Annotated in this window: 9 protein-coding genes; 2 read left to right on the top strand and 7 right to left on the bottom strand. The window is 74.9% G+C overall.

Annotation, left to right across the window (positions count from 1 at the left end; all coding sequences use genetic code 11):
• Positions 1-118: 118 nt before the first annotated feature.
• From mppR to ACLJOU_RS43400, 4 genes are all read right to left on the bottom strand, one after another.
• The gene (mppR, locus tag ACLJOU_RS43415) at positions 119-916 is read right to left on the bottom strand and encodes an enduracididine biosynthesis enzyme MppR (protein ID WP_410575122.1); all 798 of its coding nucleotides are present in this window, start codon (positions 914-916) and stop codon (positions 119-121) included.
• A gap of 2 nt (positions 917-918) precedes the next feature.
• Positions 919-2103, bottom strand: a complete 1185-nt coding sequence (locus ACLJOU_RS43410; RefSeq protein WP_410575121.1) for a PLP-dependent aminotransferase family protein — start codon at positions 2101-2103, stop codon at positions 919-921.
• Positions 2103-3248 (bottom strand): enduracididine biosynthesis enzyme MppP, encoded by a 1146-nt coding sequence (mppP, locus tag ACLJOU_RS43405; RefSeq protein ID WP_410575120.1) that lies wholly within the window; start codon positions 3246-3248, stop codon positions 2103-2105. Before mppP ends, ACLJOU_RS43410 begins: the two co-directional genes overlap by 1 nt.
• Positions 3249-3448: 200 nt before the next feature.
• On the bottom strand, positions 3449-4663 hold the full coding sequence (locus tag ACLJOU_RS43400) for a cytochrome P450 (RefSeq protein WP_410575119.1): 1215 nt from the start codon (positions 4661-4663) through the stop codon (positions 3449-3451).
• A 156-nt stretch (positions 4664-4819) separates the two neighbouring features.
• Between ACLJOU_RS43400 and ACLJOU_RS43395 the strand changes: the two genes are divergently transcribed.
• Both ACLJOU_RS43395 and ACLJOU_RS43390 read left to right on the top strand, forming a co-directional pair.
• The gene (locus ACLJOU_RS43395) at positions 4820-5944 is read left to right on the top strand and encodes a branched-chain amino acid aminotransferase (protein WP_410575118.1); all 1125 of its coding nucleotides are present in this window, start codon (positions 4820-4822) and stop codon (positions 5942-5944) included.
• A gap of 25 nt (positions 5945-5969) precedes the next feature.
• Complete coding sequence (locus ACLJOU_RS43390; RefSeq protein ID WP_410575117.1) at positions 5970-6986, top strand: class I SAM-dependent methyltransferase; 1017 nt, start codon at positions 5970-5972, stop codon at positions 6984-6986.
• Positions 6987-7027: 41 nt separating this feature from the next.
• Here the strand turns inward: ACLJOU_RS43390 and ACLJOU_RS43385 are convergent, their stop codons facing one another.
• The 3 genes from ACLJOU_RS43385 to ACLJOU_RS43375 form a co-directional block, all read right to left on the bottom strand.
• Positions 7028-8287: an MFS transporter gene (locus ACLJOU_RS43385; RefSeq protein WP_410575116.1), complete on the bottom strand. Its 1260-nt coding sequence runs from the start codon at positions 8285-8287 to the stop codon at positions 7028-7030.
• 135 nt (positions 8288-8422) lie between these two features.
• The gene (locus ACLJOU_RS43380) at positions 8423-9697 is read right to left on the bottom strand and encodes a serine hydrolase domain-containing protein (protein ID WP_410575115.1); all 1275 of its coding nucleotides are present in this window, start codon (positions 9695-9697) and stop codon (positions 8423-8425) included.
• Positions 9698-9704: 7 nt separating this feature from the next.
• Positions 9705-21950 carry an amino acid adenylation domain-containing protein gene (locus ACLJOU_RS43375; RefSeq protein WP_410575114.1) on the bottom strand — a complete coding sequence of 4082 codons (12246 nt, stop codon included), beginning with the start codon at positions 21948-21950 and terminating at the stop codon, positions 9705-9707.
• Positions 21951-21954: the final 4 nt, after the last annotated feature.

Genomic DNA, 21954 nt, shown 5'->3' with positions numbered 1-21954 from the left:
CTACTGACCGGGGCGCCGCGGGCGTGGTTACCTGGAGCTCGTCCCCTCCAGGACCCGGGGACGACCCGGCCGGCCCACGTGGTGTCTCCCCCAGCCCAGGTGGGCCGGTCCCGGCCGGTCATCGCAGGAGCCGCCCGGCGCACAGCGTTTCCGCGTACGAGAAGACGTGCCCGTCGCCGACCTCGAGCGGGGCCAGCAGGGGGAAGTCGGCGTCGGCCGCGTCGGACAGCCGGAGCGTGGCCGCGCCGGTCCAGACCTCGGAGAATTCCACGTCGGTGACCTCCGAGCAGACCAGCTGCCGGGGCTCGGGGTGGTCCCGGATCCAGCCGGGGAAGGTCCTGGTGTGCACCAGCGGCACCGTGTGCAGGGCGGGTGGGCCGGCCGCGCGGCCGGCCAGCGTCACCGTCGCTTCCGCGACCCGGCGGCCCCGCACCGACAATGCGCCGTGGAACCGGCCCCGCTCGGCCACACGGGGTCCCGCCCGGCCCACCGCCACCGGCCGGCTCTGGGCGATTTCCCCGAACTGCTTGGGCATGCCCTGCACCCAGCCGCGCAGCATCGGCACCGCGCTGTCCACCCAGGCGTAGGCGCAGCGCGCCATCGGCCGCCCGCGGTACGCGCAGCCGAGCAGGATCAGGAACTCCCCGAACCGGCAGCTACCCGGGTCGGCCTGCTCGGCGCCGGAGTCCGAGCACCACTGCCAGTCCGCGAACACCGCCGCGGCCGCGCCGGGATCGGGTCCCGGGTCCAGCTCCGACGGCAGGAACCGCCGGACGGCCCGCGGGTCGGCCCGGTAGTCCACCATGACGATCTCGCCCGAGAAGTGCCACGGCGGCGGGGTGAGCATCGCCGCCGCGCCGGTCGGGGACAACGGCAGGCTGTAGCCGCGGGGGCCGGTTTCTCCAGGCGCGGGCATGGTCACGTCCGTTCCATGGTCAGGGCGCCGGCCAGCCGGTCCACGGCGGCGGCCAGCCGGTCCGGTGCGTTGAAGCTGTACGACAGGCGCAGGCTCGGCGGGCCGCTCCCGTACCGGCTGCCGGCGGCGACGACGAGACCCGCGCGCGCCGCGGCGGCCGTGAGCTCCGCTTCGCCGACCTCGCCGCGGGAGCACAGCCACAGGAAGTAGCCCCCGGCCGGCAGGGTGAAGTCGGCCACGCCGGCCAGCCGGGCTTCCAGGGCCGCGGCCAGCGCGTTGCGCCGGGTGCGCAGCCGGTTCCGCAGCCAGTTCAGGTGCCGGTCGTACGCGCCGGACTCCACCAGCGTGGTCACGGCCAGGGACGCGAGGTGGTTCGGCGAGCCCCCGCTGCGGAAGACGCCGTGCCCGCCCAGCCGGGAGACGACCGCCGGGTCGGTCAGCAGCCACCCCAGGCGCAGTCCCGGGGCGAGGGTCTTGGAGAACGTGCCGAGCCGGATCACCCCGTGGTAGCCGGCCAGCTCGCCCATGCTGGGTTCGGCGGCCCCGGTCAGGGGCAGCTCCGCGTACGCGTCGTCTTCGACGACCAGCAGGCCGTGCCGGGCCGCCACGGCCAGCAGTTCCCGCCTCCGCCGGGCCGGCACCACCAGGCCCGTCGGGTTGTGGAAGGTGGGGATGAGGTACGCGAAGGCCGGGGGCAGGCCGAGCGCGCGCACTTCGCCGAGGGCATCGTGCAGCGCCTGGGGATCCATGCCCGCGGAGTCCATCGCCACCGGCCACGTGCGCAGGCCGCAGTCGGCCAGCAGCCGGCACCCCAGGTCGTAGCTGCGCTGCTCGGCGAACACCACGGCCCCCGGCTGCGCCAGCCGGGTGGCCAGCAGGTACAGCGCCGCCGACGTCCCCGCGGTGAGCAGCACGTGCCCGGGTCCGCACGGCGGGCCCGCCCTGGCGGCCAGCGCGGCCCGCAGAGCGAGGACGCCCCGATCGTCCCCATAGGACAGTGCAGCGGAGCCGAACTCGGCGAGGGCGCGGGTGTACGCGTCGCGCACCAGGTCGACCGGGAACAGGGCGGGGTCGAGGTAGCCGGTGGCCAGGTCGACGACGCCGGGCGGCGACACCGCCTGCACGACACCGGCCTGCCACCGCCGTGCGTGCGACAGCGGGCCCGCCCGGTCACCGGACCCGGCCATCAGTCCCCCAGCAGGACGTGGCGCAGCGCCTTCGTGCCGGCGGCGATGGCGGCGGGCGGCCGGGCCAGTGCCAGCCGCAGGCGGTGCTCGCCCTCGACCGGCGTGGCCCAGTGGAACTGCTGGCACGGCAGGGTGAACACGTTGCGCTGCCGCAGCGCCGACCACACCTCGAGCGCCGGCCGGTCCCCGACGTCGACCAGCTCGACGCTGGTCCGCGAGCCCGGGTACGGGAACGCCACCCCCGGCACCCCGGCCAGGCCCTCCTGCAGGGTCCGGCGGTTGGCCGCGATGAACCGGTGCAGCTCGGCCAGCCCGCCACCCGCGGCGTCTTCGGCGAACCGCCGGATCATCGACAGCACCAGCGGCGAAACGCCGAGCAGGATGTCGGAGTGGATGTCGGCCAGCGGCAGGCCCACGTTCGGCGCCGAGATCAGCCAGCCGACCTTGAGTTCCAAGGTGGGCCACAGCTTGCCGGTGTCCTCGATCACCACCCATCGGCAGCCGCTCTCGTCGAGGATCGCGTAGTGGTCGTAGTGGGAGGCGGGCTCGAACCCGCGGAAGGAGGTGTCCAGCGCGAGCACCGTGTCGGTCTCCGCGCACTGGGCGGCGAGCGCGCGCAGCCGGTCCGGGGGCAGCACCCGGCCGGTCGGGTTGTTCGGTGTGGTGACGAAAACGCAGCCGACCGACCGCAGCACGGCGGGATCGAGGTCGGCCTCGTGCAGCCGCGTCTCCTCCAGGGGCACGAGCCGCAGGCCCACCCCGGACAGGATGTCGGGGATGTTGTCGAAGGTGGGGTGCAGCAGCAGGATCGAGTCCGACACGGTGACCAGGGACCGGGCGAGGATCTCCATGGCGACCGAGGAGGAGTAGCAGCTGAGCACCTGCCCGGCCAGGGTGCGGTAGCCGTGCTGGCCGAGCAGCTCCAGGAAGGCCCGGTGGGCGGCGTCTTCGACCTCCTCGACCGGGCTCTTGACCGACTCGGCCCACAACGCCGGCAGTTCGTCGACGATGCGGACCTGCCCGGGGGTCAGGTGCTGGCGGGCGTGGCCGTCCGCCAGGTTGAGCGCGCTGTTGAGCGCGAGGAATTCGAACTGGGTGAGGTTCGCGGGCCGTTCCGCGACTGGTTCCGTTTTCGTCTGCGCCATCGAAATCACAAGCACCTAACTTGGGAGTTGGTGTACGTGCTTGGAATGCACCGGATGTCCGACGCATTCACCGGCAGGCAAATCGCCCGACGGGACACGAGAACACTAGCAGTAAAAAGTCGGTGAATCACGCCCTTCGCCCGTGATCGAATCGCGGACGGCTATTCGTCCGGCCACCACCAGCGCTGTTTCCGCACAATTCAAGCTCCGGCCGCACGCGGCCGCAGGGCGACCGGGAGCGAGCGGTAGCCGGTCAGGATGGTCGACGAGATCCGCACCGGCTCGCCCCGCAGTTCGATCCCGCCCACCGCGGCGCGCAGGCCGTCGAGCAACGCCGTCAGCTCGACGCGGGTGAGGTACGCGCCGAGGCAGAAGTGCGGGCCGTGCCCGAAGGTCAGGTGGGGGTTGGGCGCGCGGGCGAGGTCGAACACCCCGGGCCGGGCGAAGACCTCTTCGTCGTGGTTGGCCGAGACGTTCCACAGGGTGACCACGTCACCGGGAGCGAGCCGGGTGCCGTTGACCACCACCTCGGCCACCACCGTGCGGCCCATGTACATCGTCGGTGAGGTCCACCGCAGGATCTCCTCGACGGCACCGGCCACCGCCACATCGCCGTCCCGCAGCGCTGCCCACTGCGCGGGAGCCTCGGCGAAGGCCAGCACCGCACCGATCATCGACAGCCGGGTGGTCTCGTTGCCGCCGAGGATCAGGCTGTAGCAGTTCAGGATGATCTCGTCCTCGGTCAGCGGCGCCCCGCCGACCTCGCCGCCGGCCAGCAGGCTGACGACGTCGGCGTGCGGGGTGTCGCGGCGCTGCCGGGCCAGGCCGGCGAAGTACAGCAGGATGTCCTGGATCGCCAGCGCCGCCTGCGGACCGTGGGCGGCGGTCGTCAGCTCCAGCACCCGCGCCCGGTCGGCGTCGGGCACGGCGAGCAGGTCGCAGATCGTGGCGAGCGGGATGCGGGCGGCCACGTCCGTGGCGAAGTCGCAGGTCCCCGCGTCGATCGCCTCGCGCAGCAGCCGGCGCACCGCCCCGTGCAGGTGCTCGACGATGACCCGCAACGCGCGGGGGGCGAACGCCGGGGAAAGCAGGCGGCGCAGCTGCCGGTGCCGTTCGCCGTCGGTCACCACCAGCATCCGGCCGCCCGCCGAGTCCCCGCCCGAAAGCAGGGTGTCCAGCAGGTTCCCGCGTTCGGAGGTGAAGTGCTCGGTGTCGCGGTAGACGGTGAGCAGGTCGGCGTGCCTGCTGAGCACCCAGAAGCCCTTGCCGGGAGCGATTTCCGGGTGCCGGTAGACCGGCCGGTCCGTCCGCAGATACCGCCAGAATCCGGTGAGATCCTGTTCGAGGAACGTATCGGGATCGGCCAGGTTGACCGTGTCCGGCAGGCACGGCTCGACCGACGGCTCGCTCGTCATCTCACCAGTTATAACGGCCGCACCCGGCACCGGCAATGTCGGCTGACGGCGGTAAAAGAAACGACCAGCGTTCTTTCCACACGATTCAAGGTCATTGTCGCCCGGCCCGCGCGCGGGCAGCCTTTGGTGCCCATGGATCGGCCGACCGAGGACGCGATGACAGTTCTGGACACCGATGCCCCCCGTTTCACCGGACGCCCGATCGCCGCGGAGAAGCGGCTCGGCGGCGCGGAGCGGGCGCGGCGGATGCGCGATCCCGGTTTCGGCCGGGTGTTCACCGAGCACCTGGCTTCCGTGCGCTGGTCGGCCGGCCGCGGCTGGCACGACGCCCGGCTGGAACCGGCCGAAGCGCTCACACTGAGCCCGGCGGCGATCGGCCTGCACTACGGGCAGATCGTGTTCGAGGGCTTCAAGGCCTATGCCCTGCCCGGCGAGCGCGCCGGGCTGTTCCGCCCGGACCTCGTCGCCCGCCGCCTGCAGCGCTCGGCGCGGCGGATGGCCATGCCCGAGCCGCCCGCGGCCCTGTTCACCGAGGCCGTCACGGAACTGGTGCGGGCCGACCGGGACTGGGTGCCGCCCGAGCGCGGGAAGAGCCTGTACCTGCGTCCGATCCTGCTGGCCACCGAAGCCCACCTCGGGCTGCGGCCCTCGGCGGAATACCTGTTCCTGGTGCTCGCCTTCGTCACCGACACGTTCTTCCCGGGCGGGGTCCGGCCGCTGACGGTCGGCATCTGCGAGGACTACGTCCGCGCGGCACCCGGGGGAACGGGCGAGGCCAAGTACCCCGGCAACTACGCCGGCACGCTGCTCGCCGCGGAGCAGGCCCACGCGCGCGGCTGCGACCAGGTGGTCTGGCTGGACGCGCGGGAACGCCGGTGGGTGGAGGAAATGGGCGGGATGAACGTGTTCTTCGCCCACGGACCGGCGGGCGCGCCCCGGCTGTCCACGCCGCCGCTCACCGGCACGATCCTGCCCGGCGTGACCAGGGACAGCCTCCTCACCCTCGCCCCCTCGCTCGGGCTGCCCGTCACCGAAGCCCCGATGAGCGTGGCGGACTGGCGCGGCGGCGCGGCCGACGGCTCGATCACCGAGGCCTTCGCCTGCGGCACGGGAGCGGGGGTGGCGCCGATCGGCACCGTCCGGTCGGCCACGGCGCAGTGGCGGATGGGCGACGGCGAACCCGGCGCACTGACGCTGCGGCTGCGCGAGACCTTGCTCGACATCCAGCACGGGCTGGCCCCCGATCCGTGGGGCTGGGTGCACCCGGTTTCCCCCAGATGACCCGCGATTCGAGGAGTGGGACGAGATGACCATTCAGGACAGGGAGATCGCCGTCGAACCCGGTGTCCGGGAGGTGGTCGCCGACGCGGCGGGCGCCGCGGCCCTGCTCGAGATCGGCGACCGGCTCGGCCTGGTCCCGCATTTCGAGAACGGCGAGCCGGTGACCGCCGACCAGCTCGCGCGGGACACCCTGGTGCCACACGAAGGCGTGGCCCGGTACCTGGAGGCCATGGCGCGCGCGGGGCTGATGGTGGAGGCCGGCGAAACGGCGGGCACGTTCCGGGTGATCGAGGAGTTCCCGCAGATCCAGTACGAGTCGGGCTACCTGTCGTGGGCGCTCGGCGCCAACCGGCCCTTCATCACCCACAGCCCGGAGTTCCTCCGCGCCGCACCGGACGCCGGAAAACGCCATCAGCGCGACGGCAGGCACGTGGCGGTGAGCTCGCAGTGGATGGGCTCCAAGGGGTTCTACCCGGTGGCGCTGAGGACGATCCTCGACGCGCGGCCCGGCCACGTCGTCGACCTCGGGGCCGGCACGGCCCGGCTGCTCATCACGATCCTGCTGGAGCTCAAGGAGTCCACCGCGGTCGCGCTGGACCTCGACGGCGAAGCCTGCAAGGAGGCCGGACTCGCGGCCGAACGCGCGGGGGCGGGTGACCGGCTGTCGGTGGTCGAGCGGTCGATCCAGTCCGTCGCCGACGACCCCGCGCCCGTGCAGGGCGCCGACGTCGTGCACGCCGGGTTCGTGTTCCACGACATGATGCCGGAAGAGGAGGACGTCGCCGACCAGGTGCTCGCCCGCTGCCGCGAGGGGCTGCGCCCCGGCGGCATGATGGCGCTCACCGAGGCGGTGCCGTACGCACCGGCCGAGCGGGAGCGGCGGTTCAGCGCGATCGTGACCTACTACCACCAGCAGTTCATGCGCCGGCGGCTGCTCGACGAGACGGAGTGGATGGACAAGCTGCGCGCGGCCGGGTTCTCCGACGTCCGCTGCGTGCCGCACCGCTTCCCCACCGGACGCCTGTTCATCGCGACGAAGTAGCGTTTCCCTCGAGGGGCACGGGTTCGGCGAACCCGTGCCCCTCAAGCCTGTTCGGGTGCCTGCTCCGGTTCGCGCACCGAAGGGAAGCGGCGCAGCGCCGGGCTGGCCAGGCTGCCCAGTGCCACCACGGCCAGGCTCGCCGCGCACACGAGCAGCTCCGTCCGGCCGCCGCCGCCCAGCAGGACGAGCAGCAGACCGCCGGCCAGGGGCCCCAGCGCGCCGGCGCCCTCGGCGCACAGGCCGACGATCCCGCTCAGCCGGCCGCGCAGCTCGTCGGGGGTGACCACCATCTGGTAGGTCATCACGGTCGTCACCGCCGGTGGGGCGAAGAACGCGGTCGCGGCCAGGACCAGGCCGAGCGGCCACCCGGCCGGCACGAACGCCATCAGCGCCGTGAACCCGGCGACCGCGAAGGAGAACCCGAGGACGATCGCCGCGGCCGGCACCCGCTCGACCAGCCGCGACGCGCACACCGCGCCCAGGATGCCGCCCGCGCCGAAGAACGCCATCATCACCCCGGTCTCCCCCGGCGCCACGTCCTGCTCCCCGGACACGAACAGCACGATGATCACCAGTGCGCTGAAGAAGAGCTGGTTGAACACCAGCCACACCAGGGTGGTCCGGATGACGCGGTGCCCGAAGACCCACCGGAACCCGCGGCCGACGTCGCCGCCGAACCCGGTCCCGGCCTCCTCCGCCGGCGCGGTCCGCGACGGCAGCACCAGGAACAGCAGGGTGAGGCACGAACCCGCGAGCAGCACGGCGGTGAGCGCGAACGGCAGCGCCGGGTCGACCCCGAAGGCGAGGCCGGCCAGGGCCGGGCCGGCGAGGTTGGCCAGGTAGGGCCGCGAGGTGTTGCGCGCGATGGCCTGCGAAAGCTGCGCGGCGGGCACCACCTGCGGCAGGGCCGCGTCTTCGGCGGGGGCGAACACGGCACCGGCCAGCCCCTCCACGGCGGCCACCGCGAGCAGCTGCGCGAACGACGCCACGCCGAGCAGCAGCGTGACCGCCAGGCTCGCCGCGGCCAGCACGCGCACGCTCTGGCAGACGAGCATCACCAGCTTGCGGTTCCACCGGTCCGCGGCCACCCCGGCCGGCACGGTGGCCACCATGGCCGCCACCGCCAGCACCGTCGCCACCAGGCTCAGCTGCAGCGCGGACCCGGTGGTGGCCAGCACCAGCAGCGGGAACGCGACCGCCACCAGCGCGGTGTTCAGCTCCGAGAGCAGCAGGCTCGACCACAGGATGTTGTAGTTGCGGTTGCGGGACAGCCGAACCGGCCCGGCCTCGATCGCTTCCACGGCGCTTCCCCGTTCCTTTCGCTCAGCCGGAGCACCGGGCCGCCCGCCCGGCCGCGCGACACTGGTGTCGCGCGTCTGAAGTTCGTTGACCGCGGCCCGGCTCGGTGGGCGCCGACGAACCTGCGGCGCGCGGCACTAGCCACACCGCCGGGCCACCCGGCCGATCGCCTGGACGCACTGCACGTCACCGGGCCCGCCGAGAAACCGTCCGATGTAGACGGATCCGCCGGCCAGCTCGCGCAGCGTGAAACACAGGTCGTCGAAACACGTCAGGTCCGCGTACGGTGCATCGCCGATCATCATCCGCAGACCTCCGGGGCCGTCCACGACGGAGAAGGCGTTGTCCCCGTTGGCGAAGCGGCCTCGGCAGCCGGGCGGGACGCAGGCCCGGCGGGCGGCCGGGGGCAGGGTGGACAGCGAGTAGCTCCCGACCCCGATGCCCGCCGCGCGCAGAGCCGTCACCACGTCCGCCCACATCGCCAGCCCGGTGCTCGCGGTGGCCGTGCACCCGACGGCGACCCCCGACACCGGGTCGAACCGCAGGTGGCAGGAGGTGCCCACGCCCGTGCCGTCGTGGCCGTACCAGGTGCGGCCGTCGTGGTGGTAGCGCGCCCAGCCGCAGCTCCAGCCGTCGGCCAGCCCGAACGGGCCCGCCTCGGCCGACGCCGTCTCCTCGGCCCGCATCCACCGGGCCGCGTCCGGGGCGAGCAGGCGGGGCAGTCCCGGATCGGCCGCGTGCAGCCGGGCGAAGGTGACCAGGTCGGTCGCGCTCATGGCCAGTGCTCCCGTCGGCGCCTCCACCGGCGGCAGGCTCTGGTCGAAGACCGGCTGCACGCCGGCGGCGGTGACGGTGTGCCCGGCGGCGGCCGGGCGGGGACCGGGCGGACCGGCGACGAAGGAGGGGGTGATGCCCAGCGGTGCCAGCAGGACGTCCGAGACCGCTTCGTGCCAGCTCATGCCGGTGATCACCTCGACGAGGTGGGCGGCGAGCAGGTAGCCGACGTTGGAGTAGGAGAACACCGTGCCCGGCGGGTGGACGAGCGTGTCCGGCCCGCAGTACCGGGCCACCCACCGGCTCCGCTCGGCGGTCCCGGTCGTGTGCTCGGGGACCTCGGACGGCAGGCCGGCGACGTGCGCGAGCACCTGCCGCAGGCTGACCGGCGGGACCGGTTCGCGCAGGTACTCCGCCAGCGGCGCGTCCGGGTCCACTTCGCCGTCCGCGACGAGCTGCACCGCCAGCGTCGCGGTGAACGGCTTGGTGAGCGAGCCCAGCGGGACGGCGGCCGCGGGCTCGGTGCCCACGGCGGCCGCGGCCGTCCCGCCCGGGGTGTGCACGACCAGCTGGGCTCCGGGCACCCGGTGTTCCGCGGCCGCCCGGGTGAGCAGCGCGCGCACGGCCTCGTCGTCCACGCCGCCCCTACCCCGTCGTCCCGCCGGCCGCCACGTGCTCGGCGATCGCTTCGAGCGCCGCGCGGAAGTCGCCGGCCACTCGGTCCACAGTGGACTTATGGTGCACGGTGTCCAGGTAGTCCCAGTCCAGCCGCAGCCGGGCGTCGCGCACCGCGCCGGTGACCACCAGCAGGTGCGGTGCCGGTTCCCGCGGGCTCTGCGGCCGGACCGCGGAATCCCGGAAGCCCCGGTACAGCCCGCCGTCACCGGAGCCGCCGACCTGGTCGATCTGCCCGAGGTAGTTGAACAGGACCGGCGGCCGGGAGCGGCCGGCGAGCACGGCACCCGGCGAGCCGGGCGGGCTCAGGAACCGCAGCACGCCGTAGCCGAGGCCGCTCCCGGGTACCGCCCGCAGCTGCCGCCGGACGGCGCGCACCAGGTCGGGCCAGGCGGGCTCGCCGGGCGGCAGCCGCAGGGCGACCGGGTAGCCGGTGGCGAACCAGCCGACGGTGCGGGAGACGTCCAGCTCGTCGAAGCGCTGCTCCCGGCCGTGGCCCTCCAGCTCGACCACCACGTCCGGGCGGCCGGTCCAGCGGCTCACCGCCCAGGCCAGCGCCGCCAGCAGCACCTCGTTGACGCGCGTCCGCAGCACCGCGGGAGCGCCGCGCACCAGGGCCGTGGTGGCCGGTTCGCTCAGCGAGACCGACACCGTGCGCGTGGCCGACAGCCGGCGCGGGCCGGTGCCGTCGACCGGGAGCGGCGCGTCCACGGGCACCGCCGTCCAGTGCGCCAGTTCGGCGTCGAACGAGCCCGCCTCGGCGTGCCGGGTCAGGGTTTCGGCCCACTGCCGGAAGGAGGACGTCTTGGGGCCCGGGTCCACCGGCTCGCCGCGGGCGACCTGCCGGTAGGCCCGGTCGAGGTCGTCGAGCAGGATCCGCCACGACACGCCGTCCACGACGAGGTGGTGGACGGCCAGGAACAGCGCCGGGGCGCGCCCGGCCCCGAACTCGAACACCAGCGCCCGCAGCAGCGGCCCGCGGGCCAGGTCGAGGCCGCGGCCGGCGGCTTCGGCCAGCTGCCGCAGTTCGGCGTCCTGGTCCGCCACGCCGGAAAGGTCGTGGCGCTCCAGCAGCCGCGCCGGTTCCCGGGGCGCGTTGTGCTGCCGCCACCCGCCGTCCTCCCGGCGGAACCGCATGCGCAGGGCGTCGTGGTGGCGCACCAGTTCGCCGAGCGCCGTCTCCAGCGCGGCGAGGTCGGTGCCGGCGTCGAGGTCCACGAGCACGGACTGGGTGAACCAGCCGGGGTCCACGGGAGCGCCGTCGAGGAACTCGCGCTGCGCGGGTGTCAGCGGCACCGCACCGGACACCGGGCCCTGCTCCGCCACCACCGTTTCCGCCCGGCCGGTCACCTCGGCCAGCCGCTCGATGGTCGGGTGCAGGAACAGGTCGCGGGAGGAGAACCCCAGCCCGGCCCGCCGGGCCTGGAAGACCAGCTGGATGCTGAGGATCGAATCGCCGCCGAGGTCGAAGAAGTCGTCGCGGACCCCGATCCGGCTCACCTCGAGTCCCAGGACCCGCGCCCAGACCTCGGCGAGCGCCGTCTCGGTCGCGGTGCGCGGGGCCACCCGGCCCGCCGCCGCGCGGTCCTCGGGTGCCGGGCGCGGCAGCCGGCGCCGGTCCAGCGTCCCGGCCGGGGTCTTCGGCAGCTCGGGCACCGGCACGAGCACCGGCGGCACCGCGTACCCGGGCAGGCGGCCGGCCAGGAACGCCCGCAGGGCGGCGGGTTCGGGAGCGGCACCGGCGGCGGGCTCCACGTACCCGGTCAGCCTGCCGTCCTCCCACTGGACCACGGCCGCCGCGGCCACCTCGGGGTGGCGCACCAGCGCGGACTCCACTTCGGCCGGTTCGACGCGGAAGCCGCGGACCTTGACCTGGTCGTCGACCCGGCCCAGGAACTCCAGGACGCCGTCGGCGCGGTGGCGCGCCCGGTCGCCCGTGCGGTAGAGCCGCCCGCCGCCGAAGGGGTCGGCGGGGAAACGGTCCGCGGTGAGCCCGGGGCGGCGCCAGTAGCCCGCCGCGACACCGGGGCCCCCGACGTACAGCTCGCCCGGCACCCCGGCGGGCACGAGCCGCCCGGCCGGGTCGAGCACGTAGCAGCGGGCGCCGGGCAGCGGCCGGCCGATCGGCGCCAGCGCCGAGCTGCCGAGCGGCTCGCGCCGGGCGAGGAACACCGAGGCGTCGACGGTGGTTTCGGTGGCGCCGTAGGCGTTGGCGACCACGGTGTGCGGCTCGAGCCGGTCGAGCAGCTCCGCGCAGTCGCCGAGCGGCCAGCCCTCGGACCCGACCGCGAGCACGCGCAGGGCCTCCAGCCGCTTCCCGGTCCAGGCCAGCTCCTCGCCGATCGCCGCGGCGAGCGCGGGCACCGTCACCATCAGCTGCGCGCCGGAGGCGCGGGCCAGGTCGACCAGTGCGGGCACGTCGGTCAGGACCTCCTGCGGGCAGATCACCATCGTCCCGCCGAACAGCGTGGACATCAGGAAGTCGGCGAAGAACAGGTCCACCCCGAAGCCGGACACCGACAGGCACCGCGGCCGCAGGGCCGCCAGGTCGTAGCGGGCGTCCCACGCCTGCGTGATGTAGGCGAGGTTGGCGTGGGTGATCAGCACGCCCTTGGGCCGCCCGGTCGTCCCCGAGGTGTAGACCACGTAGGCCGGCTCGGCCGGCCCGGTCCGGACGCCGGGCGGGTCCGGCGGCAGCGCGTCCAGCTCCGGCCGCTCCCGGTCGAGGAGCACCACCGCACCGGTGTGCCCCGGCACCCGCGCCGCCTGCGCGGCCGAGGTCACCAGGACCGGGGCGGCCGCGTCGGCGACCAGCTCGGCCAGCAGGGCGGGCGGGTACGCCGGGTCCAGCGGCACGAAGGCGGCCCCGGCCTTGAGCACCCCGAGCAGGCCCACCACGGCGTCCACGCCGCGGTCGAGGCACACCCCGACCAGCGTGCCCGGGCCCGCCCCGAGCGCGGCGAGCCGGTGGGCCAGCTGGTTGGCGCGCCGGTCCAGCCCGGCGAACGTCTCTTCGGTGCCGGCGCAGCCGACCGCGACGGCGTCCGGGGTGGACCGGACCTGCTCGGCGAACACCTCGGGCACGCACCGCGGGGCACCGGCGGGCAGCTCGGGCCCGTTCCACTCCACCAGCAGCCGGTGCCGTTCCGGCTCGGTGAGCAGCGGCAGGGCGGACAGCGGCCCGGCCGGATCGGCGGCGACCGCGGCCAGCAGCGTCCGCAGGTGCCCCGCCATGCGCTCCACAGTGGACCGTTCGAAGAGGGCGGTGGCGTAGCTGATCGCCCCGGTCAGCGCGCCCGCACGAAGCCCGAAGTCGAAGGCGAGGTCGTGGCCGACGTCCGTGCTGCCGAAGGACAGCTCCTCGGTGTCGAGCCCGGGCAGGGACACCTCGGCGGCGGGGGTGTTCAGCGCGACCATGACCTCGGCGACCGCGTTGCGGCTGGGGTCGCGGTCGGCCTCGACGACCTCCACCACGCGTTCGAAGGGGACGTCGTCGTGCTCGAACGCGCCCAGCACGGTGGCCCGCACGGCCGTCAGGAAGTCCGCAAAGGACAGTGACTCGTCCACTGTGGAACGGAGGACGACGGTGTTGGCGAAGAGCCCGACGAGCCCTTCCAGCTCCACCCGGCCGCGGCCGGAGGTGACCGTGCCGACCGCGATGTCCCGCTGACCGGTGTACCGCGCCAGCAGCGCCTGCACGGCCGCCACCAGCAGCATGAACACCGTGGCGCCCCGCTGGGCCGCGACCGCCTGCAGCCGGCTCACCAGCTCGGGTGGCACCGCGAAGAAGACCGCGTCACCCGCGGGCCGGCGGACCGCCGGGCGGGGCCGGTCGGTGGGCAGCGGCAGCGGAGCCAGGCCGGCCAGCTCACGCCGCCAGTAGCCGAGGTGCTCGTCCAGCGCGGAGCCGGACAGCGTTTCCCGCTGCCACACCGCGAAGTCCGCGTACTGCAGCGGCAGGGTCGGCAACGCGGGCGGCTCCCCGCGCACGGCCGCGCCGTAGCAGACGGCCAGTTCCCCGGCGAGCACGCCGGTGGACCAGCCGTCGGTGACGATGTGGTGCGCGACCAGCACGAGTGCGTGGTCGGCGGCACCGAGCCGGACCAGCGCGGGCCGCACCGGCGGGCCGGCCTCGAGGTCGAACGGCCGGGCCGTCTCCGCCCGCACGAACTCCCGCAGCGCCGCCTCCGGATCGGGTTCGCCCGAGACGTCCACCCCGGCCGGGGTGAGCGACGGCGGCACCACCACCTGGACCCCGCGCCCGTCCACGGTGCCGAACTTCGTGCGCAGCGACTCGTGCCGCCCGGCCAGCTCGCGCAGGGCCGTCTCCAGCGCGGCGGTGTCCAGCGGTCCGCGCAGCCGGAGCCCGAACACCGTGGTGTACTCGGTGCTGTCCGGGTCGAACTCGGTGAGGAACCACAGCCGCTGCTGGGCGAACGACAGCGGCAGCGGACCCTCGCGGCGGGCCCGGGGGATCGCCGCGTCCGCCCGGCCGTGCAGCGCGCGGGCGAGTTCGGCGATCGTCGGCGTGTCGAACAGCTGCCGCGGCGAAGGCGCGTAACCGAGTGCGGCCCGGATGCGCGAGATCACGCGGATGGCCAGGATCGAGTCGCCACCGAGTTCGAAGAAGTCGTCCGCCACCCCGAGGCCGTCCGCCGCCACGCCGAGCACGTCCGCCCAGATGGCCACCAGCCGGTGTTCCAGCTCCGTGCCCGGCGGCTGCGGGGTCCCGGACGACGGCGGCGCGAACTCCGACGGCGCCGGCAGGGCCTGCCGGTCGATCTTGCCGCTCGCGGTGTGCGGCAGCCGGTCGAGGACCACGAACCCCGACGGCACCAGGTGCGCCGGCACCCGCTCGGCGAGGAACCGCCGGGCCTGCGCCGCGGTCAGCTCCCCGCTCCGGGCCAGGTAGGCCACCAGCCGCCGGTCTCCGTGCGCGTCGTCGCGCACCAGGACGCAGGCCTGCGTCACCGCCGGGTGCGTGCGCAGCACGGTCTCGATCTCGCCGGGCTCGATCCGGACGCCCCGGACCTTGACCTGGTCGTCGGTGCGGCCCAGGAACTCCAGGGTGCCGTCGGGGGCCCACCGCCCGAGGTCGCCGGTGCGGTACATGACCGTGCCGGGCGCGCCGAACGGGTCGGCCACGAACCGCTCCGCGGTCAGCGCCGTCCGTCCGTGGTAGCCGCGGCCCAGCGGGACACCCGCCACGTACAGCTCGCCCGGCGCGCCCACCGGGGCGAGGCGCAGGAACCGGTCGAGCACGTGGATCCGGGCGTTCCACACCGGCCTGCCCAGCCGCGGCCGCGATCCGGGCCCGCACCGCCAGTGCGTGACGTCCACCGCCGCCTCGGTCGGGCCGTAGGTGTTGTGCAGCGTGGCGCCGAGCACCTCGGCCGCCCGGGCCGCCAGGTCCGGATCGAGGACTTCGCCGCCGCAGACGACGTGCCGCAGGCCGCGGCAGGTCGCCGCCGCCGGTTCGTCGAGGAACACCCGCAGCATCGACGGGACGAACTCGGCCATCGTGACGCGCTCTTCGGCGATCAGCCGGGCCAGGTACGCCGGGTCGCGTTGCCCGCCGGGCCGGGCCGGCACCAGCGTCGCCCCCGCGATCAGCGGGCCGAAGCACTCCACCACGGCGGAGTCGAAGCCCACCGATGCCTTGTGCAGCATCGCGTCCCCGGGCTGCAGCGGGCACTCGTGCTGCATCCAGCGCAGCCGGTTGACGATGCCGGCGTGGGTGTTCAGCGCGCCCTTCGGGCGGCCGGTGGAGCCGGAGGTGTAGATCAGCAGGGCCGCCTGCGCCGGATCGACCGGCACGCCGGGGCGCGTGGCGGGCCGGGCGGCGATGGCGGCCGCCTCGGCGTCGGTGCACAAAACCGGGTCCGGCAGCCGCTCCCGCAGGCTCCCGGCGGTGAGCACCAGCGGGTCGCCCGCGTCCCGCAGCAGTTCGCGCAGCCGGCCGTCGGGGTGTTCGGGATCGAGCGCGAGGTAGGTGGCCCCCGTCTTCAGGATGGCCAGCAAACCGGCGACGAGGCCGGGGCCGCGGTCGAGGCAGATGCCGACCAGCGTGCCCGGCCCGGCGCCGCGGGCGATCAGGTGGTGGGCCAGCCGGTTGGCCCGTTCGTCCAGCTCGGCGTAGCTGAGCGGCTCGCCGCCGGCGCGGATCGCGATCGCGGACGGCAGGCGGTCCACCTGCCGCTCCACCAGTTCGTGCACCCCGCAGCGGGGCTGCGGCACCGGCTCGCCCTGCCAGCCGGCCAGCAGCCGCTGCCGCTCCCGCGCCGCGAGCAAGGGCAGGTCGGCCAGCCGGGTTTCCGGGGCCGCGGGCATCGCCGTCAGCAGCGTCTCCAGCTGCCCGGCCAGGTCGCCGATCGCGTCGGCGTCGAACAGGTCCGGGTCGTAGCCCAGCGACAGGTGCAGTTCGCCTTCGGTGTAGGCGGTCAGCGTCAGGGGGTAGTGGGTGTGCTCCTCGCCCCGGAAACCGAGCACGCGCAGCCCGTGCCGCCCGGCCGAGGCCCGGTCGTACGGGTAGTTCTCGAACACGACGATGCTGTCGAACAGGGAAGTTCCCGCCGGCACGTCGCTGCACCGGGCGACCTGGGCCGGCGCGGCGTATTCGTACGGCCGGGAACTCGCTTGCGCGGCCTGGAGCTCCCCCAGCCACGCCGCCAGGGGCCCGGTTTCGCCGACCCGCACCCGGACCGGCAGCGTGTTGATGAACAGCCCGGCGATCGCGTCCGCGCCGGGCAGGTCGCCCGGCCGTCCCGAGACCGTCGCCCCGAAGCAGACGTCGTCCTCCCCGGCGTGCCGGGCGAGCAGGATCGCCCACACGCCCTGCACGACCGTGTTCACCGTGACCCGCGCGGCGCGGGCGAAGGCCGCCAGCTCCGCCGAATCCCCGGGCGAGAGCCCGAAGTCGAGGCTCCGCGACGAGCGCGAGCCGGCCGGTGACACCGGGCCGCGAGCCCGCGGCAGCGGCGTCGGTGCGGAGAACCCGGCGAGCACGTCCCGCCAGTGCGTGTCCGCGGCCGCCTGGTCCTGCCCGGCCAGCCACCGCACGTAGTCGCGGTAGGGACGGCGCGGCGGGAGCGTGACCGTGTCGTCCCCGCACAGGATCGCGTGCTGGGCGAACACCTCGGTCAGCACGTCGGAGAAGCTCCACCCGTCCACCACCAGGTGGTGCGAGGACAGCAGCACCGTGACGCGGGAACCGGTCCGGCGCACCAGCGTCAGCCGCAGCAGCGGGGCGCGGGCGACGTCGAAGCCCGCGCCCCGGCACTGCGCCCACAGCCGCTCGACCTCCGCCTCCTGCGCCGGCTCGGGCAGCGACCGCAGGTCGTGGTGGACGACCGGCAGCCGGACGTCGCGGTGCACCACCTGCAGCGGCTCGGGCAGTCCCTCCCAGACCAGTGCCGTGCGCAGCACCGGGGTGCGGTCCACCACCAGCTGCCAGGCGCGGGCCAGCGTCTCGGGGTCGCCGACCCCGTCGAGGTCCAGCGCGGCGTGGCTGACGTAGGTGCCCGGTTCGGCGAGCGAGTGGAAGAGCATGCCGCTCTGCGTCGGGGTCGGCGGGTAGATGTCCTCGACCGTGCGGCCGTCCCCGGCGATCCGGTCCACAGTGGACTGGTCGAGCGCGGCCAGCGGGAAGTCCGACGGCGTGCAGCCGCCGGCCCCGGGTTCGGCGCAGTGCTCGACGATCCGCTCCAGCGCGGCCCGGAACCGCTCGGCCAGCCGGGTCACCGTCTCCGCGTGGTGCACCTCCGGCGCGTAGTCCCAGCGTAACTCCAGCTCGGTGTCCTGCACGTACCCGCTGATCTCCAGCAGCGGGCCGCGGCGGCCCGCCCGGCCGTCGGTGCCCGGGTTGGGGCACCAGCCGGCGTACAGCCCGCCGGGCTCGGCCGAGGCGGTGTCGAACCGGCCGAGGTAGTTGAACACGACCTCGGGGCGGCGACCGGCGCCGAGCGCACTGCCGTCGCGGTACCGCAGGGCGCCGTAGCCGAGCCCCTGCGAGGGGATGGCCCGCAGCTGCTCCTTGACCGACTTCAGCACCTCCGCCCAGCCCGCGCGCGGAACGGCCAGCACCACCGGGTAGTGCGTGGTGAACCAGCCGACCGTGCGGGTGAGGTCGACCCCGCCGAAGAGTTCTTCCCGGCCGTGGCCCTCGAGTTCGAGCGCGACCTCGTCGCCGCCGGTCCACTCGGCCAGCACCCGGCCGAGCGCGCCGAGCAGCACGTCGTTGATCTGCGTCCGGTACAGCTCCGGCACGCGGCGCAGCAGCGCGTCCGTGTGCGCGGCGGCCAGCCGCACCGTCACGGTCCGCACCGACTCGGCGGTGTTCTCGCCGGTGCCGTCCACCGGCAGCCCGCGCACCCGGGTGGTGGCCGCTTCGACCGCCCGCCAGTGCGCCAGGTCGGCGTCCAAGTCCCCCGCCCGGACGTGCTCCCACAGGTGGTGCGCCCAGTCCGCGAACGACGTCGACGGCGGGACCGGCGTCACCGGCTCGCCGCGCACGGCCTGCCCGTAGGCGGCGTCGAGGTCGGCGAGCAGGATCCGCCAGGAGACCCCGTCGACGACGAGGTGGTGCGCGGTGAGGAACAGCCGGCCGGCCTGCCCGTCGGCCGGGACCGACAGCAGGGCCTTGACCAACGGCCCGGTGGCGAGGGCGAACCCGGACTGGACGCGGGCGATCGCGGCCCGCTCGGCGTCCTCGCGCGCGGCGGGCGGCCGCGCGGGCACGGTCACCCGCTCCAGCACGTCACCGGGCGCTTCACCGGACGGCCACTGCCGCCACCCGCCCGGTTCGCGGTGCTCGAACCGCAGGGCGAACGCGTCGTGGTGGGTCAGGACCGCGGCGAGCGCGCGCCGCAGCGCGGCTTCGTCGACGTCGGCCCGCAGCTGGAGGAACACCGACTGGTTGAACCGGGCCGGGTCGCCGCCGGCTTCGGCGAAGAACCAGCGCTGGATCGGGGTGAGCGGCACGTCCCCGGTGCTCGCCCGGCGGGCCGGCCGCGGCGGCGCGGCCGGTGCGGGTGCCGCGGCGAGTTCGGGCGCCAGCTCGGCCACCGTCTGGTGCAGGAACAACTGCTTGGACGTCAGCTCGATGCCCCGCTGCCGGGCCCGCCACACCACCAGGATCGCCTGGATGGAGTCGCCGCCGCGGTCGAAGAAGTTGTCGTCGACGCCGAACTCGCCCGCCTCGATCCCGAGCACGTCGGCCCAGATCTCCACCAGCGTCGCTTCGAGCCCGGTCGCCGGGGCCACCCGGCCGGCGGGCCGCGCGGGTTCCTCGGGCGCGGGCACCTTGCGGCGGTCCAGCTTGCCGCCCGCCGTTAACGGCAACGCCTCCAGCGCCACGAAGTGCGCGGGCACGAGGTACCCGGGCAACCGCTCGGCGGCGTGGTCGCGCAGCCGGGCCGGGGGCACGCCCGGCGCCACCACGTAGGCCACCAGCCGCTTGTCGCCCGGCTGGTCCTCCCGGGCGATCACGGCGACCTGGCGGACGCCGGGGCAGCCGGCGAGCACGGATTCGATCTCGCCCGGCTCGACCCGGTACCCGTGGATCTTGACCTGGTCGTCGGTGCGGCCCAGGTACTCCAGCGCCCCGTCGGCCCGCCACCGGGCCAGGTCGCCGGTGCGGTAGGCCCGCTCCCCGGGACCGCCGAACGGATCGGCGACGAACCGCTCCGCGGTGAGACCGGGCCGCCGGTGGTAGCCGCGGGCCACCTGCACGCCGCCGAGGTAGATCTCCCCCGCCACGCCGGCCGGCACCGGCCGCAGGAACCGGTCGAGCACGTAGGCGCGGGCACCGCGCAGCGGGCGGCCGATCGGCACCGCGCCGGGCGCGAGCCGCTCCCCCGGCTCGACGCGCCGGGCCACGCAGCCGACGGTGACTTCGGTCGGCCCGTACTCGTTGATCACGGTGACCCCGGGGTGGCGGGCCCGCCACCGGTCGAGTCCTTCGGCGAGCAGCGCCTCGCCGCCGACGACCAGCTCGGCGGTGGGCGACCGGTCCTCGGGGGCATCGAGCAGGATCGGCAGGTGCGTGGGCGTCACCTTGAGGAACGAGGGACGCGGGCCGCCGGAGCCGGGCCCGTCGAGCCCGCCGACGACCAGGCGGCCGCCGCGGGCGAGCGTGCCCCACAGCGATGTCACGGCGAGGTCGAAGGAAACCGAGGAGTGCAGCAGCGTGGTGCCGGCCAGTCCCGGGTAGTCGCGGGTGGCCGACCACAGGTACTCGGCCAGCTGCCCGCGCTCGACGAGCACGCCCTTGGGCCGTCCCGTCGAGCCCGACGTGTAGATCGCGTACGCCAGGTTTCCCGGCCCGGCCGCCGGTTCCGGCGCCTGTGCCGGGTGGGCGGCGACGGCGGGCCAGTCCGTGTCCAGGCACACGACCGGCGGAGCCGTTGCCTCGTCGAGGTCGCCGCGCAGCCGTTCCTGCGTGAGCACGACGGCGGCGCCCGCGTCCGCCAGCACCACGGCCAGCCGGTCCGGGGGGTCGGCCGGATCGAGCGGCAGGTAGGCGCCGCCCGCCTTGAGCACGCCCAGCATGCCGGTCACCAAGTCGGCCCCGCGTTCCACGCGCAGGGCGACGAGGACGTCCGGGCCGACGCCGCGCCCGGCCAGGAAGTTCGCCAGCCGCCCGGCCCGCGCGTCCAGTTCGCGGTAGGTCAGCTCGTCCCCGACCGCGATCGCGTCCGGCGCCCGCCGCACCTGCGCGGCGAACAGCGCCAGCACGTCGTCGGCGGGCTCCGGCGGAGCCCACGGGGGCAGCAGTTCCGCGCGCTCGGCCGCGGTGGTCAGCGGCAGCGCGCGCAGCGGCTCGGCGGGCCGCTCCACCACGCTTTCCAGCAGCACCAGCAGGGCACGGCCCAGCCGCCGCGCCGTCGGCTCGTCGAACAGCTCGGTGCTGTACTCCAGGTAGCCGGTGAGCCCGCCGTCGTGCTCGGCGAAGTCGAGGGTGACGTCGAGCTTCGCGATCACTGCGGGCGGCCGGACGTCGGTGACGTCGAGCCCCGGCAGCCGGAAGACGCCCTCGTCGGCGTTGTGCAGGTTGACCATGGCCTGCACCAGCGGGGCGCGGCCGGCCGCCCGCTCGGGTCGCAGGGCTTCCACGAGCCGCTGGAACGGGACTTCGTCGTGGTCGAAGGCATCGAGCACGGTGGCGCGGACGAGCGCGAGCAGGTCGGCGAACGAGCGGTGTTCGTCGATCCGGCAGCGGATGACCAGTGTGTTGACGAAGAACCCGATGAGCCCTTCCAGCTCGGGCCGGTTGCGGCCCGAACTCGAAGTGCCGACGGCGACGTCGGTCTGGCCCGACCACCGGGCGAACAACAGCTGCGCGGCCGCCACCAGCGCCATGTACAGGGTGGCTCCCCGCGCCGCGGCGAGGTCCTTCAGCTGTCCGGTCAGCGCGGCCGGCACCTCGAAGACGTGCAGTGCCCCGGCCGGCCCGCGCACCGCCGGGCGCGGCCGGTCGGTGGGCAGTTCCAGCGGGCCGAGCCCGTCGAGCCGGTCGCGCCAGTGGGCCAGCTGCCCGGCCAGGTCGCGATCCCGTTGCCAGGCCGCGAAATCGACGTACTGCAGCGGCAGCTCCGGCAAGCCGTCCGGCTCGCCGCGCAGCGCCGCCGAGTACAGCGCGTCCAGTTCGCGCGCGAGCACCCCCATCGACCAGCCGTCGCTGACGATGTGGTGCATGCTCAGCACCAGCAGGTGCTCGGCGGCGCCGAGCCGGACCACGCCCGCCCGGAACAGCGGGCCACGCCGCAGCGAAAAGGGCGTTGTGACCTCGGTCAGCAGCAGCCGGTCCACGGCCACCTCGCGGTCCTGGACCGGCAGCCCGGAGAAGTCGGTGAGCGGCACCGGCAACCCCGCCGCCGGGTGCACCACCGCCACGCCTTCGCCCTCGACGGAGTCGAAGGTGGTGCGCAGCACCTCGTGCCGCGCCACCAGCCGGTCCAGCGCCTGCCGCAACGGCTCCAGGGCCAGCTCGCCGGCCAGCCGCAGCACGCGGACGACGTTGTACTCGACGCTGTCCGGCTCGAAGTCGTGCAGGAACCACAGCCGTTGCTGGGCGGGCGAGAGCGGCAGCGGGCCGGTGCGCGCGACCCGGGGGATGCCGCCGTCCTCCTCGCCGTCCGGTGCCTGGCCCGCCAGCTGCCGCAGGACGGTCTGGCGCAGGTCGGCGGGCAGCGCGGACAGCCGGTCGTCCAGCGTCATGAGT

Origin of the sequence: Amycolatopsis sp. cmx-4-61, assembly GCF_046548775.1 — a bacterium.
In the GTDB taxonomy this organism is placed as follows: Bacteria; Actinomycetota; Actinomycetes; order Mycobacteriales; family Pseudonocardiaceae; genus Amycolatopsis.
This window is presented reverse-complemented; position numbering and strand designations above follow the sequence as displayed.